The organism is Corynebacterium stercoris (assembly GCF_024160105.1).
In the GTDB taxonomy this organism is placed as follows: Bacteria; Actinomycetota; Actinomycetes; order Mycobacteriales; family Mycobacteriaceae; genus Corynebacterium; species Corynebacterium stercoris.
Map to the genome: position 1 here is coordinate 92,936 of NZ_JAMFTQ010000004.1, position 15,757 is coordinate 108,692.

Sequence of the window (15,757 nt, forward strand, 5' to 3'; positions counted from 1 at the left end):
TGGCCGATCGTAGCCGAAAGGGCCGCCGCGCTGCCAGGGGCTGCGCGACCCAGCGGCCAAGGAGCCCGCTGAGACGCCGTACCCCCATAGGCAGGCCCCCATAGTGATGCGTTTGAGCGCCACTATGGGGGCATGCCTATGGGGGTCTGTAGAGGCCGGCTCGGCCGGCGGGGGCTTAGGCGGCTGCCGGGAACAGCTCGCCTGCGTAGAGACGGTTCTTCATCTCGGCCTCGACGAGCACCGGGACAAAGTCCTCGATGACGGCGGTTGCGCGGTGGTGGCGTAGGACGGCGTCGAAGGCGTCGTTGATCTCGAGGGCGTCGAAGCGGTCTGACCACTCGTTGAGCAGGTCCTCGCGGATGTTGCGCAGCGCGCGCTCGCGGATGATGGAGAAGTCGATGTTGTTGATGTCGGTGACGTTGCGCATTGTGGTGCGTCCTTTCTTGAAGTTCTTGAAGTTCTTATCGTTGGTTTCGCCGATCGCGGCGGGGAAGGCCTGCGCGTACGCATCGTTGTCGCACTGCGTTGCGATCCCGCCCTCTTCCAGGTCTGGCATCGGGGTGGCCTCCTTTCTGGTTCACCGGTTGCGCCCGAGGACGTAACCTTTTGTTCATCTGGCGTTCACTTTAGGACCGTGGCGTTCATCATGCAAGCATGTCCACTATTGGCACTCGCCATTTATGGGTGAGAGCCAACTATGGGTCGAAAACGCCCAGGTCAGAGGCCTGAGAACAAGAAAAAACGGCGAATGTGATCTCCGTCACTGATTGTTTCTGAGGCACATTTCGCCAGGTCGCAACGCGAGCAACGGCGCCGCGCACCACAGTGCAAACAGGGCCACGCCAAGCGGCGGCCACCCGCCGGCCGGAGCACCGGTATCCACCGCGCGCCCGTCGGGGTACACCACCACCCCGATGTCGAGGTCGCGCAGCTCAGCTGTCGGATCGCCCCCCGCCCCGAGCGCCGCATGAGCTTGCGACCAGCGGGGCGATGGTGGGTCGGTGAACACGCCGTCGACACGCAATGCCCCGGACTCGACGGTGTTCATGGCCTTCGGCGCGGGGTCGACGGCGACCGTGCCGGAGCTGAGGGTGATCAGCGCAGGCCTGTCGACGAAGAGGACATCGCGGCCGCAGGCGTCCACGAATGGCACCTCAACTGTCGTCGGTACGAGCGCAGCGACGGCGAGCGGCGCGTCCGGGACCTGCAGCAACGCCAACCCGACGGCGAGTGGGGCAAGGCGCGGCCGCAGTGCGCCAGCGGCGGCGACGAAGGCGGGGATGGCGAGGATGAGCCATTTTTGGGCGTCGCGAAGCAGGCCGCCGCCGGGGACGTGCGCGACCACCGGCGTGAGCCAGCCCGCCCACGACGCGAGCGCCACCGCGAAACCCAGGCCCGCCAGCACCACCCAGCGCCGCGGCACCGCTCGCCACGCGCACGCCAGGACCAGGAACAACGCCATGCCAAAGACCGCCAACCCCGCCGCGCGCGACGGTGGCACCGCGTGCGCGTTCCAGATCCCCCCGAGCCCCACGAGCGCCCCGAGCGTGCCGACGTACCCTTCCGCACGCGGCGCGAACGCGGCCGCGCCGGCCTCCGTCGACGTGCCTGCGCCGGTTGCCAGCGCCCCCGCCACGACCCACGGTGCGCAGGTGACCGCGCTGGTCAGCGCGCCGAGGCGCCCGCGGGAACACAGCGCGGCCGCGATCGCGCCCGTTGGCGTGAGCGAGCAAACCCACTGCGCGACCACGCCTGCCGGCCGCAGGCCCGGCCGCGACCAGCACAGCGCCACCGCCGGCAGCAACCACGCCGCCGCAACCAACGACCACTGCCCCTGCAACAGCCGCTCCACCACGAACGGGTTCCACACCGCGACCGTCATCGCCGCGGCGCGCCCGAACGTGGAGCGCCCGAGCTGCCACCCCGCCCAAGCGGCGAGCGCCGCCGAGCCGACCATGATCACGCGCACCGCCAGCATGGGCCGCGGCAGAATCCCCAGCAGCGCGTCCTGCGGCACGTTGCGCGCGGGCAGGTCCCCGAAGCCGAGCGACGCACGGGTGAGCGCCATACCGTCGAAGACCATCATGTCGCGCAGCGCGAACGCCGCCACGGAGCCGCCGGCAGCGCCCGGCCCGCCCTGCCCGAACGCGCTCGGCACCAAAAACGGCCAGGTCACCGCGACCACGAGCGCAGCTGCGTACGCGCGCAGCCACCACACGGCCCGCCCGCTACCGCCCATGCGCGTTTCCTACAATGGCCACATCGGAAACCATAACGTACTGCCTGAGCTGGAGGGTCTGCGCGCGGTCGCAGCCCTCGGCATCCTGACCACGCATGTTGCGTTCCAAACCGGCACCGACTCCCCGCTTCTCGAGCGCTTCGACTTCTTCGTCCCCGTCTTCTTCGCCCTCTCCGCATTCCTCCTCGCGCGCGGCGGGCTGCGCGAGGGCTATTACGAACGTCGATTAGCACGGCTCGCGCCCGCGTACCTCGTGTGCGCCGCGACGGTGCTCGCAGTGCTGCCGCCGCTCACCACGGTGACGGGCGGGCAGGCGCTGGCAAACCTGCTGCTCGTGCAGATTTACGTGCCGGACGGGCTGATAGAGGGCCTGACGCAGATGTGGTCCCTGTGCGTGGAAGTCGCGTTTTACCTGGTGGTGCCGCTGTACCTCCGCCTCGGCGCGCGCGGCCGCTGGACCGTGCTCCTCGCCGCGGTCCCGCTCGGCCTCCTCTGGCCCTGGCTCATCGACGGCGCCGCGCTGAACCTCCAGATCTGGCCCCCGTCCTACGCGCCGTGGTTCGCCGTCGGGCTGGTGCTCGCGGAGCTCGAGCGTTACGACGTTCATTTCACCGGACCCCGCTGGCCATTTCCCCTGCTCGGGCTGGGTGTGGCGTGGTTCGCAGGCGTGATCGGCCCGCCCGGTTTGACCCACCCCACGCCCACCGAGTTCAACGCCCGCGTGATCCTGGGCACCGTGTTCGCCGCCTGCTTCGTCGCGCCCTACGCGCTCGGCCCGCGCTTCGACGGCGTCCTCGCCTCCCACCCCATGCGGCTGCTCGGCCGCTGGTCCTACTCGCTGTTCCTCTGGCACGTCGCGGTGCTCTACTTCGCCTTTCCGACGCTCGGATACACCCACTTCACCGGCCATTTCCTCCCCGTCTGGCTGTTCACCGTGGTGGTGAGCGTGGCCGTGGCCTTCATCTCTTACGAGTTGGTGGAGGTCCCCGGGGCGCGGCTGGTGCGCTCCGCGCTCGCTGCCCGGCCCCGCCCGGCTCTGCCACAGAATGCATTTTCGCCTGCCACAGAATGCATTCCGGGGTCGGAAAGACCCCGTTTTGGGCACGCAATGCATTCTGTGGCAGAGAGCGGGGGCGGCGTCCCCACATTTGGTGACAAAATCTTTCATAGAGACCGGAAAACCCCAGGTGGCTACATTTGCTGACAAGATTCTGGAGGAGGGGCGAGCCCGCAAGCCCTAAATGCCGGTGGCGTTGGCATCGTCGGGCCACGCGAGCGCCGCGACCGCCAGGCAGCCGGCCACGGCGAGCAGCCACGAGTCGCCGGCGTAGCCCGGGGTCGGCCACGGGGCGCGGGCGAGCCACAGTCCGGCGGCAGCCATTGCGCCGCTAGCCAGCCACGAGGCCCTGATCAGCGTGAATCGGCGAACCACCCACGCGACTGCGACGGCGACAAGGCCGGCGAGCGGCCCGGCGGCCACCGCGGCGAGGGTAGGCGGGAGCACCTCGGCGAGGCGGGCGGTACGGCCGGCGTCCGCGAACCACTCAAACCGCCGCCACGGCACCCACAGGCACCCAGCCAGCACGACCAGCGAGAACGCGCCGCCGAAGAACAGCGAGCCGCGGTAGACCCGGTCGCCGGCGTGCCACATCGCAACGTCACCCGAGGCGCCGGCGGGGACGATGAAGGCTTGGGACGCGGCGTCGATACGCACAGGCTCCAGTGGCACCCCGCCGACGCTCGCGCGCAGACCGTCGTTGAACGCGCGCGTGGTCAGCAGGATGCGGTCGCGATCCGCCGCCTCGACGGTGCCCGCGAAGGGTTCCCAACTGGGCAGCCGCAGCTCGCGCGAAAGCAGGACGGTCTCGGCGCTGGTGACCAGCTCGTGCGTGCCGGCGGGCAGCCGGACGGTGCCGCTGACCTCGGCACCGTCGATGCGCGCGGGCGCGGAGAGCGTCCATTCGGCGTCGACGGCGGTGGTGAAGCGGCGTTGCAGCACGTCGGTGGCAGGGAAGCGGCGCTGGAAGAAGTACGCGTCGCCGGTGCCGGGGACGTCGACGATGCGGGTGATGCCGGCGTCGATCTCCGCGATGCCCGCCGGCTCGGTCAGCCGAATCCACGGCGCGGCGGCGACGGTGCGCGGTTCGCCGCCGACCAGGGTGACGGTGCGGCTGCGCTCGCCGTCGGAAAGCTCGACGCGCGTGGTGTCGGTGGCGGTGATCGTCATGGTGGGGCTTTGCGTATCGACGCTCACCCACGCCGCCTCATCGCCCGGCGCCGGCCACCACGCCGTGTTCTCCAGGCCGTCGAACGCACTGGTCAGCGACTTGGCGGGGTTGGGGCCGCCGAACGCCCCGGCGTCCGCGGCGGAGGAGGATGCCCGCGCGCGGCCCTCCATCGCGACCGCCGCGCGCGTGCCTGACGACGGATAGTCCTTGACCCGATTGCTCACCGACCCGTCCTCGTCGAGGTCTGCGAGGTGGGCGGATTGGCCGTCGAGGGTGCCGTAGTTGCGGGCGGCGAGCGCGGGCGTGTCCGTGATCACCGCGGCGCCGCTCCCCGCACCCCCGCCGCCCACAAGCCGCGCGGGGAAGTAGCCCAGCTCGCGCCACAGCAGCGGCAACGCTTCGCCGCCGGCGTCGACGGTGAGCGGCTCGTCGGCGGTCAGCATCATGCCCCGCTCCGGTTCCAGCATGTAGATCGCCACGTCGCCGAAGCGTGCCGCCGGTTCGCCGAGTTCGCGGATCGCGCCCGGCTGCGGTTTCAGCACGCGGCCGGCGCCGCGTTTGTCCAGGTCGCGGCGCACCACCACCGCGCCGACGCCGATGGAACGCAGCGCCTCCGCGTCCAGCGCGGCGACCTGGCCGTCGAGGCCGCGGATGGCCTCAGGATCGACAAGCGGGATCGCGTCGCGCACCGCGAACGGCACCGAGGCGAGCGCCTGGATCGGTTCGTCGCGCGTCCATCCCCACTCCTGGCGGGCGAATGAGGCAGCCGGGACGACAATCGTGCGGGTGCCCGCTGCGTGCTCGGTGAGCCACTCGCCGACGGCAACCCAATCCGGAGAGACCTCGTCCCACGTGCCCTGCGGCATGAGCCGCAGCGACCATGCGGGCGCGACAGCCACCGCAGCCACCAGCACCACACCGACCACACCAGGCAGCGCCGCCCGCCGCCCAGCCGCATGCCTGCCACCGGCGCCAACGTCCGCGGCTAGCACCGTTACCGCCCACCCGGCACCCAGACACAAGGGCAGGCGCACCAGCGAATCGAATTTGTGGAGGTTCCGGAAGGCGGCGAAAGTGGCGTCGTAAAGCGAAACTGCGAAGTGCGCGCTGGCCAGAAGCGCGAAGCCGACGCTGAGCACGAGGACGAACGCCCCGCGCTGCGGCATGTCGCGGCGCGCGAGACCCGCGAGCCCGACCGCGGCGACGGCGCATGTGGCGAGGACGAACGTCGGCTCGGCGACGAGGAGGAAGCCGGCGGTGCGCTCGGCGTCGACGAACGGCGCCCAGCTCGTGGTGCCGCGCAGGATTTCGGCGGGGCTGAGCCAGGAGGTGGTGACGGTGGCGGATTCGATGAAGTCGGTGAACGGCGGGGAGTAGCGGCCGAGGACCACGAGCGGGCCGAGCCACCACGCCGACACCGCCGCCGCGCCGAGACCGAACCCGGCCGCGCGCAACCACTCCCTGCGCCACAGCAGATAAAGCCCCGCCGGCACGCAAGCCGCGATGGTGGCGGTGGCGTTGACACCGCCCATGAACGCGACGGGGACGATCGCGGCCGCGACGTTGGGCCGCCGCCCGACCAGCGGCACCAGCGTCCACGGCACAAGCGCGACGGGCCACGCTTCGGAGGAAATCGCGGTCAACGTCGTGAGCACGCGCGGCGACAGCGCGTAGAGCACCGCGGCCACCACCGGCCCCGCCCAGCCGACGCGCGGCCCGAGCACCCGCCGCGCCAGCACCAACGTGCCGGAATACGCCAGGCCCACAAGCAGCGTCCACCACAGCCGCTGCGCGATCCAGTCGGGCACGCCGAGCAGATCTGCCAGCCAAAACCACGCACCCTGCGGAAACAGATACCCGTAGGCCTGGTTCTGCATTTGGCCGAGGGTGAAGTCGTCGGTCCACGCATGCAGCGCGCGGCGCAAGAACCCGCCCGGGTTGGCCGTCAGATCAAACTTGGTGTCCGCCGCGACACGCCCCGGCTGCTGCAGAAACGCAAGCAACCCCAGCGCCAGCCACCCGAGGGCATGCGCCAGCCGCGCACCCATCGCGCGCCCCTACTGCCGCGAGCCGTACTCCGGCCCGCCGAGCACGGCCTGGTCCGCGGGCACCGCGCCGCCGGTGGGCACGGTGGTCTGCCCGGAAAACGTCGCGATGCCCAGCACGCCCACGATTCCCAGCACCACGCCGACAACGACGCTGGCCAGCACCGAAGACAGCGCACGGCCAGACGCGGGCCCTTCCTGGGGCGCGGCGGGTGCGACTTCCACGCGGTGCGACATGGCAAGAACCCTACCAGCGCGCCCCGATAATCAATGCGTACAGTTGAGGGCGTTTCGCGCTCGGAAAAGGAGGGAGGCAGCAGCATGGCACGTATCGCACGCGCGCTCCTCGCAGGGGCTTTGAGCTTGACGACGCTCATTTCCTGCACCCCCACACCCGAGCCGACCACCGCGGTGTTGGAGTCGGCGGAGGCGCCGGTGGCGGAGGTGCCGCCAAGCGTGAGCCCCGCCGAGGCGCGCGTACCGCAGGACCTGCGCGCGAAGGTGGCCAGCCTCATGGTGGTCGGCGTAGCCAACTACGAGCAGGCGCGCGCGGCGCTCGACCAGGGCGCGGGCGGGCTAATCATCCCGAGTTGGGCGGACCCGGCGCTGCTGCATGAGCCGGGGCGGGACTTGAACGCCCTGCGCGCGGAGTACGGCGGCTACGGCCGCCCGTTCTCCGTGGCCATTGATTTCGAGGGTGGGCGCGTCCAGCGCCACACGCACGTGCTGGGGGATTTCATGCCGCCGCGCGTGCTCGCCGGCACCCCGCCCGAGGTGATTCAGGGCACCGGCTACGACATCGGCGTGGCCCTGCGCGCGCACGGCATCAACGTGGATTACGCGCCGGTGGTGGACTTGGACCTGGTCGGGCTGGAGATCGTCGGCGACCGCGCCCTCGGCTCCGATCCGGCAGAGGTCGTGCGCGTGGCGGGCCTGTTCTCGCAGGGGCTTATCGACGCCGCCGTCACCCCCACCTTCAAGCATTTCCCGGGCCACGGCCGCGCCTCCGGCGACACGCACCACCAGCTCGCGGTGACGCCGCCGATCGAGGAGCTGCGTGCCGCCGACACCGCGCCCTACGGCCCGCTGCTCGCCCGCTTCCCTCAGGCCAGCGTGATGATGGGCCACATGATCGTCCCGGGCCTGGTACCCGCTGGGTGGAACCCGGCCGACTTCGGCGTGGGCATCCCGAGCTCGCTGAACCCGGAGGCGTACCGCATCCTGCGCGAGGGCGACTACCCCGGGGGCGTCCCCTTCAACGGCGTCGTGGTCACCGACGATCTCTCCGGCATGCGCGGCATTCTCGATTACGCGCCCACGCCGGAGGCGGTGAAGCGCGCCATCGGCGCCGGCGCGGACCAGGCGTTGTGGTCCTCCGGCGCTGACCTGCCGCACATCATCGACGTGGTGGTCGCGGCCGTCGAGGCGGGGGAGATCCCGATAGAGCGAGTCGACGAAGCTGCAACTCGTGTTCAACAGCAGCTCATCGACGTGGGGCTTTGAAGCCTGCCGACGGTGTAGGTCGCCCGATGCGCTAGCGTAGAACGGGTGAGTACGGTACAGGCGTCGTCACGCAAGTCCGGCGGCGGCAAGGGCGGGAAGATCGCGCTTGGCGTTGTGCTGGGACTTTTCGCGGTCCTTATCGCCATCTACGTCGCGGATGTGGCCATGAACCGCGGCACCGTGCCGCGCGGCACCACAGTCGGCGGCGTGGCCATCGGCGGCATGCAGCCCGATGAGGCGGAGGCCACCTTGCAGCGCGAGCTCGGCGGGGTGGAGGACAAGCCGGTGGAGATCAAGGCCGGCAGCAAGCGCGCGCAGCTCACCCCGTCGAAGGCGGGGCTGGGCATCGACTGGCAGGCCACCGTGGACGCGGCCGGTGAGGAATCGCTGAACCCCTTCACCCGGATCGCCGGGTTCTTCCGCACGCACGAGGTGGACGCCGTCGCCGCCGTCGACGAGGCAAAGCTCGAGCCGGCGCTCAACCGCACCCGCCGCAACCTCACGCTCGAGCCCAAGGACGGGGCAATTACTATCGACGCAGGCAAAGCCGTCATTCAGGCCCCCGAACCCGGCCAGGAGGTCGACTACGACGCGCTGCATGAGCGCGTCACCCACACCTGGCTCAACCCGGACGGCGTGAAGGTCGAGCCGACTGTGATCCAGCCAGCCGTGGATGATGCCGCGATCAAGGCCGCCCAGGAAGGCCCCGTGCGCGCCGCCCTCAACGGGCCGCTGATCCTGCGCGGCGCGTACAAGGTCGACGCGGGCGACGCGATGGACGCGTCGCCGGAGGGAGACGAGGCCGCGGGCGGGGCGGACCACGGCCCCGTCGCCGCTTCCGTGCCGCAGGACCGCCTCGGCGAGATCGTCCAGTTCCCGGTGCGCGAGGGCAAGCTCACCCCTGAGATCAACCGTGAGGTCGCACAGGCCATCCTTGGCGAGCAGCTCGCCGACACCGAGACCGAGAAGCGCAACGCGCGCGTGCTCGCCGGCGGCGGCGTCGAGCCATCCGTGGACGGCTACGAGATCGATTGGGAAGCGACCTTCGACAAGTTCGACGACCGCGTCCTAGGCACGCTGCCCCGCGAGTGGGACGCCACCTACCAGGAGGTCGCGGCGGACTTCACCACCGAGGACGCCCAGAACGCCACCTTCAATCAGGTCGTCGGCTCCTTCACCACCGGGGGCTACTCCGCCGCCTCCGGCGAGAACATCGCCGTGGTGGCCCGCACCGTCAACGGCGCGATTGTGAACCCGGGCGAGACGTTCTCCCTCAACGGCTACACCGGCCCGCGCGGCACCGCGCAGGGCTACGTGGAATCCGGCATCATCCTCAACGGCCGCGCCGACAAGGCCGTGGGCGGCGGCATCTCCCAGTTCGCCACCACCCTGTACAACGCCGCGTACTTCGCGGGCATGACCGACATCGCCCACACCCCGCACTCGTACTACATTTCCCGCTACCCGGCGGGCCGCGAGGCCACGGTCTACGAGGGCGCGATTGACCTGCAGTTCCGCAACGATTCGGCCTACCCGGTGAAGATCACGACTTCCGTCGGCGGCGGCCAGGTCACCGTCAGCCTCATGGGTGTGAAGACCGTCAACGTCGAATCCGTCAACGGCGGCCGCTGGGCGCAGACCGAGCCGAAGGAGCAGACGGTCACCGATTCCTCCTGCATCGCGTCCTCGGGCACCCCGGGCTTCACCACGTCCGACACCCGCATCATCTACGACCTCGCCGGCAACGAACTTTCCCGCGAGACGCAGACGACGGTGTACAACCCGCAGCCGATCGTGAAGTGCGGGTAGGACGCAGGACGCACATTTTGAGGCTCGAAGTAAAGTAGCCGCGGCTCAAAATGTGCGTAATCGGTATATTTTGAGCCGTGAAAGCTCCTGAAGCTCTTGAGATAATCGGTGAGTTAGCCTCCCAGCAATGGGGCCTGTTCACTGCCACCCAGGCAAAGGATGCGGGCGTTGATCCGACAAGCATTCGTCGATTAGCGGAACGCGGCCTGACCTTGCGTATGCGCCACGGCGTTTATGCCATTGCTGGCACCCCATTTTCACCTGACCTAGAAGTGAAAGCGCTTTGGCTCGGGCTTCGGCCCGGTATCATGGCCGCGGATCGGACTCGCGGTTTCGATCCCGCAAACGACGCTGTCGTTTCGCATTCCACCGCGGCCAGTATCTGGAGAGTTGGAGACCTCTGGCCGGACGGTGCTCACTTCACGGTGGGAGGCAGAAAGCGGAGCCGCCAACCCGAGGTTGTTTTCCACCTCTCTCAACTGGGGGTTGACGAATGGGTGATCCATGAAGATGCAGGATTACCGGTTACCTCCGTTCCCCGGACACTCGTAGATTTGGCTGAGGCTGGCACCGAAATTAGCCACCTGTCGTCCCTCATTGGTGATGCGGCAGATGCATTGCTCACTGACCAAGAAGAGCTGATCCGAGCGTTCAACGGTCGAGAAGATGCGCTCGGGCTCGAATTGGGCGATTATGCGGGATTGAGGGGGTTCATTCGAGAAGCGTTCCCGACGGTTGAACTGGATCCCCGGGTCGTTGAAGCAATTGAAAAATCGTTGGCCCCATACATACAACAAATGGGTGACTTCTTGGCGGGTAGGACTAATGCATCAAAAGGGGGGAACGGTGCAGGGAGCGAGCAAGGGTAGGGGCATCAAATCGACTCATGGTCAGACCCTCCCTGCGCACTGCCATTGATTCCCAGAGACGAATTCGAGCACTTTCACTTCCGTCTCAGGTTGAGGTTCCGGACGAATCCTGGGTCGAGCAATATCCAGCGAAAGCAATGACGTTCGGAGGCGCATACCAGGCGCTTCAGAATCTCGGCGAAGCGATAGGAGTGGCTGGCCTGCTACTCGACCCAGTCTTAGCGACGCCTCCGATCCAGGCTCAAACCTGGGATCCGGACCGCATGGTCTGGGATTAAGCGCAAAGGGGCTAGATCCACTCCACCCGCGGCGGGGTGTGGTCGCCCGGCTCGCGCGACAGCCCCCACTCCGTGAGCACCGCGAAGAGCGGATCGCGCGGCATCAGCGAGTGGTGCGGGGCGTAGCCGTCGTACCACTCAGCGACGTCGATATTGGCTACGTCTGCGCCCTCATCGCGCAGCGCCGACGCGGAGTTCGGGGTCACCACCGTATCCGCCGGTGAGTACAGCGATGTGTACACCACCCGCGGATCCGTGTCCGGAATCCCTGCGCGCTCCGCCGCCCACGCCGATCCCGCGAGCTGCTGCGACGCACCCCTCGTAGCAAACAGCCGCCCCAGCCACGGGTGATCAGTCAGAAGCGGGCCCATCCAGGAGACGCGTCCGTGGAAGTCCGTGCCGTGGAAGTTCGCGCCCATTGCCACCACGCGCCGCACCTTCTCCGCACCGCCCGCAGCGATGTACAGCTTTGTCATCAGCCCGCCTTGCGAGTGCGCCACAATATCCACCTGCTCCGCGCCCGTCCGCGTTAGCACCCGGTCGACGTTCTCGGCCACATCGCCGACAATCGCGTCGAGATCCCCGATCCCGCGCACCCCCGGCGCCAGCTGGTCGCCGTAATCGTAGCCCCACACCCAGTACCCGCGATCCCGCAGGTACTCCGCATTCTGGCGGAAGGCACGCGTGCGCGAATTGATGCCGTGGAGGTAGATCACAGGCGTCGGAAAGCGCGGCTCGAAGCTCATGTCGTTGAAGGGCAGCGCCGGGCGCCCGCCGAGGCCCAGCGCCGCTCCCGCCGCCCACATCGCCGCCACTGCAATCCGCATAGGGAGCATTATGCTTGCCGACGCTTGCAATAGACCAAGCGGTCTACTATTCTCGACCTCACGATCACGAAGCCCGACGCAGGACTCCCGGCCCGTCGGCTGGCAACCGCGCAGCTCGCGCACGGTGCCTCCGGGAGAAGATCGGCCAGTCGCTGACCTGCGGTTGGAAGTGCGAAGCCGGCGGGGCGTCTTTGACCTCCGCAGCTGCGATGAATTTAAGGAGAAGAAGCCTTGTCGCAGACTGAGCGGTCTAATAATCTGGGGTCACCTTCGGACCGACCGTGGGAGAGTGAGGAGTGGGAGATGTGGGCACCTGCAACCCTGGATAACCTGACCGGACAGACCCTAACGTTCCTGGTAGATAGCGCGCCGGTGGTACGTACCTTCCCGTCGACCGACGCCGTGATGAAGTTCGTTGGCACCGCCGGGACCCGCTTCGAGTTCAACGCACTAGACAACTCTGTCCGTTCCGCCGACGGTGTTGTGATTGACCTTCCGGAGCTCGCCGCGCCCCAGCACTTCGTCCACCACACCAAGTGTCGGCTGGTGACGGCCGGGCACCGCGTCCACCACATCCCGTACCTGCATGCCGTGAATGATCGCGACACGCTCTGGGTGCCCGTGGACGTCCTGGGTGTCGACGACCAAAAGGTGGTGTTCTCCACCCCCGACGGCGTGACCACCGGATACACCCACGATCCCGAGCGTTTCGCCGGGATGCGCGAGTTCTCGCCGAAGTGGAAGATCCTGCGCAGCGGCGCTGCGGAGCACGCGCTCGGCGGCGTGACGCGGGACTTTGCAAACTTCTCGCCCGTCCCGATCAGCCCCTGCGTGGGGTAGCGGTTCGGGGTGGCGGTGCGGGATAGCGGCGCCCGTGTTGACGCATCAATGCGCTACATACATCCGCCGAATCCAATAATTGGCGCATTTGCGAAAAAACCTACTCGGCCCCGCACCTGTCCGGACCCCGCGACAGAAACACCCCAAAAACAAAAAGCGCAGCAAGCGAAAGCCAGCCGCACTAACAAAATTGGAGCCGGCGACGAGAATCGAACTCGCACTCTCAGCTTGGGAAGCTGATGTTCTACCACTAAACTACGCCGGCACTGCCAGGCGAACGCCCAGCGCAGCTCACTTTAGCACCGCCCTCCCGCGCCCCAAAAACACCCCGACGAGCGCCCCACTAGACTCAACGACGTGCTGCTCTCCGACCAAGACATTCGCGCTTCCATCGATTCCGGCCAGCTCCAGATCGACCCGTTCGACGCGAGCCTGATTCAGCCCAGCTCCATCGACGTGCGCATGGACAACCTTTTCCGCGTCTTCAACAACTCGAAGTACACGCACATTGACCCGAAGCAGGAGATGCCGGACCTGACCACGCTTGTGGAGGTCCCGGAGGATGAGCCCTTCGTCCTCCACCCGGGCGAGTTCGTCCTTGCCTCCACGCTGGAAAAGTTCACACTCCCCGCAGACCTCGCCGGCCGCCTCGAAGGCAAGAGCTCGCTCGGCCGCCTGGGCCTGCTCACGCACTCTACCGCAGGCTTCATCGATCCGGGTTTCTCGGGGCACATCACGCTTGAGCTTTCGAACGTCGCAAATCTGCCCATCACCTTGTGGCCGGGGATGAAGGTGGGGCAGCTCGCGCTGTTCAAGATGACGTCGCCGGCGGCCACGCCGTATGGCGCGCAGGAACTCGGTTCGAAGTATCAGGGGCAGCGCGGCCCGACGCCCTCGAAGGCGTACTTGAATTTTCGGTAACCTTGAGTTGAAGCATCAAGCTTTCCGACGAAAGGAACACCCCATGACCACCCCGAACAACGAGGGCCTGTACACCAACGGCGCTGACCTGAACACCGAGGCCAAGTCTTCCTGCGGCTGCGGCCACCACAAGCCGGTGGAGACCACCGAGGTGCGCGAGGAGATCAAGATCGTTCCGGCCGACCACGCCGCTACCCGCGAGGGCGCTACCTGCAATTGCGAGCCGGGCCACTGCAACTGCGGCCACCACCAGACCTGCGATTGCGCTCCGAACGAGTGCAAGTGCGGCCACAACGACGGTCTCAAGGAGACCGCGCCGGCAGAGCAGTCTTCCTGCTGCGGCGGGCACGGCCACGGCCACCACGGGCTGACCGAGGAGGAGTACTACGACCCGGACAAGACCGACACCCACGGCGTTGACCCGGCTGTGAAGACGGTCGAGGAGGCCCAGGGGTACGACGAGTCCGCGGGTTGGAACGACGGCATCCGCCCGACCGACGCTGGCGAGGCCGCCGAGTCCGGCGCCGGCAAGTCCGACGACGGCCAGATCAACTAGCCACACCTCTCACGAAAGCGTCGCGCCCACCGCGCGGCGCTTTTCGCTTGCCGACGTCCGCTGCGCCGACCCATAAATTGGGCATAATGAATCGCATGCGTATGACGGTGATTGGAACGGGCTACCTCGGTGCCACCCACGCGGCCTGCATGGCGGAACTCGGCCACGAGGTCCTCGGCGTGGATGTGGACCAGCGAAAGATCGACTCGCTGCAGAAGGGCGAAGTGCCGTTCTACGAGCCGGGTCTGCCGGAGGTGCTGGAGCGCAACCTCGAAGCTGGCCGCCTTGCCTTCACCACGGATTACCAAGAGGCCGCGGACTTTGCGAACGTGCACTTTATTGGCGTCGGCACGCCGCAGCAGCGCGGCTCCTACGCGGCCGATACCCGCTACGTCGAGGCTGTGATCGAGGATCTGGTGCCCAAGCTCAAGGGCGAGCACCTAATTCTCGGCAAGTCCACCGTGCCCGTCGGCACCGCCGCCGCGCTGCAGCAGAAGGCGGACGAGCTCGCGCCGGAGGGTACGAGCGTCGAGATCGCCTGGAACCCGGAGTTCCTGCGCGAGGGCTACGCGGTGAAGGACACGATCACCCCGGACCGCATCGTGCTCGGCGTGCGCGGCGAGGATTCCGCTGCCGAGGCCGTAGCCCGCGAGGTCTACGCCACTCCGCTGTCTAACGACACCCCGTTCATCGTCACCGACCTGCAGACGGCCGAGCTGGTCAAGGTCTCCGCGAACGCGTTCCTGGCCACCAAGATCTCCTTTATTAATGCAGTGTCCGAGGTCTGCGAGATCGTCGGCGCCGACGTGACCCAGCTTGCCGACGCCATCGGCCACGACGACCGCATCGGCCGCAAGTTCCTCGGCGCCGGCCTCGGCTTCGGCGGCGGCTGCCTGCCCAAGGACATCCGCGCCTTCATGGCCCGCGCCGGCGAGGTCGGCGCCGACCAGGCGTTGACCTTCCTGCGCGAGGTGGATGCCATCAACATGCGCCGCCGCCAGCGCGTCATCGACCTGTCGCGCGAGGTGCTGGGCAGCTTGATCGGCAAGCGCGTCACGGTGCTGGGTGCCGCGTTCAAGCCGAACTCCGACGACGTCCGCGATTCGCCAGCGCTTGCCGTCGCCGGCCAGCTGTCCCTGGCGGGCGCGAGCGTGCGCGTCTACGACCCGCAGGGCATGGACAACGCCCGCAAGGTCTTCCCGACGCTCGACTACGCCTCCTCCCTCGAGGACGCCCTGCGCGGCGCCGAGCTGGTCATCCTGGCCACCGAGTGGGACGAGTTCAAGACCATGGACCCGGAGTGGGCCGCAGGGCTGGTTGAGGGCAAGGTGCTTATCGACGGTCGCAATGTCCTACCCGTCGCCGCCTGGCAGTCCGCCGGTTGGGAGCTCCACGCGCTGGGGCGCAGCCTGTAGTTCGCGGGGTTAGAAAAATTGCGCGGGATCTAACCCCGTGGCCGGGAGTCCTGAGCGTCGGAAAGTGGTGTGCGACGGGTGGAGGGCACGGCTTATCCGTGGCTCGCTCACGGCTAATTTCCAGCGAATCGAATTCGATCCTGGGATGCCGCGGAGATTTTCCGCTGCTCAGGGGAAGGGGAGGGGATCTCGCAGGTCAAGCGAGGAAAGTAAGCGAATCCGTGGTT

13 protein-coding genes, 1 tRNA gene and 1 riboswitch are annotated in these 15,757 nt (G+C 67.9%); of the genes, 8 read left to right on the forward strand and 6 right to left on the reverse strand.

Features of this window, described 5'->3' with window-relative positions:
* Window positions 1-175 precede the first annotated feature (175 nt).
* On the reverse strand, window positions 176-556 hold the full coding sequence (locus tag M5J20_RS05105) for a three-helix bundle dimerization domain-containing protein (RefSeq protein WP_253577161.1): 381 nt from the start codon (window positions 554-556) through the stop codon (window positions 176-178).
* 204 nt (window positions 557-760) lie between these two features.
* Window positions 761-2,239 (reverse strand): MmpA family trehalose lipid delivery protein, encoded by a 1,479-nt coding sequence (locus M5J20_RS05110; RefSeq protein WP_253577163.1) that lies wholly within the window; start codon window positions 2,237-2,239, stop codon window positions 761-763.
* Between M5J20_RS05110 and M5J20_RS05115 the strand changes: the two genes are divergently transcribed.
* Window positions 2,238-3,443 carry an acyltransferase family protein gene (locus M5J20_RS05115; RefSeq protein ID WP_253577166.1) on the forward strand — a complete coding sequence of 402 codons (1,206 nt, stop codon included), beginning with the start codon at window positions 2,238-2,240 and terminating at the stop codon, window positions 3,441-3,443. The two genes, M5J20_RS05110 and M5J20_RS05115, sit on opposite strands and share 2 nt — an antisense overlap.
* A 33-nt stretch (window positions 3,444-3,476) precedes the next feature.
* Here the strand turns inward: M5J20_RS05115 and M5J20_RS05120 are convergent, their stop codons facing one another.
* A complete protein-coding gene (locus M5J20_RS05120; RefSeq protein ID WP_253577169.1) occupies window positions 3,477-6,515 on the reverse strand; it encodes an alpha-(1->3)-arabinofuranosyltransferase domain-containing protein in 3,039 nt (1,012 codons plus the stop codon).
* A 9-nt stretch (window positions 6,516-6,524) separates the two neighbouring features.
* Window positions 6,525-6,749, reverse strand: a complete 225-nt coding sequence (locus M5J20_RS05125; RefSeq protein WP_253577171.1) for a DUF2613 family protein — start codon at window positions 6,747-6,749, stop codon at window positions 6,525-6,527.
* An 84-nt stretch (window positions 6,750-6,833) separates the two neighbouring features.
* Here M5J20_RS05125 and M5J20_RS05130 point away from each other — a divergent pair, with 84 nt between their 5' ends.
* The 3 genes from M5J20_RS05130 (at window position 6,834) to M5J20_RS05140 (ending at window position 10,693) form a co-directional block, all read left to right on the forward strand.
* Window positions 6,834-8,015 (forward strand): glycoside hydrolase family 3 N-terminal domain-containing protein, encoded by a 1,182-nt coding sequence (locus M5J20_RS05130; protein ID WP_253577174.1) that lies wholly within the window; start codon window positions 6,834-6,836, stop codon window positions 8,013-8,015.
* Between the two features lie 165 nt (window positions 8,016-8,180).
* Window positions 8,181-9,824: a VanW family protein gene (locus tag M5J20_RS05135; protein ID WP_253577317.1), complete on the forward strand. Its 1,644-nt coding sequence runs from the start codon at window positions 8,181-8,183 to the stop codon at window positions 9,822-9,824.
* A gap of 77 nt (window positions 9,825-9,901) precedes the next feature.
* The gene (locus tag M5J20_RS05140; RefSeq protein WP_253577176.1) at window positions 9,902-10,693 is read left to right on the forward strand and encodes a type IV toxin-antitoxin system AbiEi family antitoxin domain-containing protein; all 792 of its coding nucleotides are present in this window, start codon (window positions 9,902-9,904) and stop codon (window positions 10,691-10,693) included.
* A gap of 289 nt (window positions 10,694-10,982) precedes the next feature.
* On the opposite strand, the gene M5J20_RS05145 is transcribed toward M5J20_RS05140, so the two are convergent.
* On the reverse strand, window positions 10,983-11,798 hold the full coding sequence (locus M5J20_RS05145; protein WP_302467797.1) for an alpha/beta fold hydrolase: 816 nt from the start codon (window positions 11,796-11,798) through the stop codon (window positions 10,983-10,985).
* A gap of 62 nt (window positions 11,799-11,860) precedes the next feature.
* A riboswitch (SAM riboswitch) is annotated at window positions 11,861-11,976 on the forward strand.
* Window positions 11,977-12,101: 125 nt separating this feature from the next.
* On the opposite strand from M5J20_RS05145, the gene M5J20_RS05150 reads away from it, so the two are divergent.
* Window positions 12,102-12,638, forward strand: a complete 537-nt coding sequence (locus M5J20_RS05150) for a hypothetical protein (RefSeq protein WP_253577178.1) — start codon at window positions 12,102-12,104, stop codon at window positions 12,636-12,638.
* Window positions 12,639-12,829: 191 nt separating this feature from the next.
* Here M5J20_RS05150 and M5J20_RS05155 read toward each other — a convergent pair.
* Window positions 12,830-12,903 (reverse strand) — tRNA-Gly (locus tag M5J20_RS05155).
* Between the two features lie 92 nt (window positions 12,904-12,995).
* Between M5J20_RS05155 and dcd the strand changes: the two genes are divergently transcribed.
* From dcd to M5J20_RS05170, 3 genes are all read left to right on the forward strand, one after another.
* A complete protein-coding gene (gene dcd / locus M5J20_RS05160; RefSeq protein ID WP_253577181.1) occupies window positions 12,996-13,559 on the forward strand; it encodes a dCTP deaminase in 564 nt (187 codons plus the stop codon).
* Window positions 13,560-13,602: 43 nt separating this feature from the next.
* Complete coding sequence (locus tag M5J20_RS05165; RefSeq protein ID WP_253577183.1) at window positions 13,603-14,115, forward strand: hypothetical protein; 513 nt, start codon at window positions 13,603-13,605, stop codon at window positions 14,113-14,115.
* A gap of 95 nt (window positions 14,116-14,210) precedes the next feature.
* The gene (locus tag M5J20_RS05170) at window positions 14,211-15,530 is read left to right on the forward strand and encodes a UDP-glucose dehydrogenase family protein (RefSeq protein WP_253577321.1); all 1,320 of its coding nucleotides are present in this window, start codon (window positions 14,211-14,213) and stop codon (window positions 15,528-15,530) included.
* The last annotated feature ends 227 nt before the right edge of the window (window positions 15,531-15,757 follow it).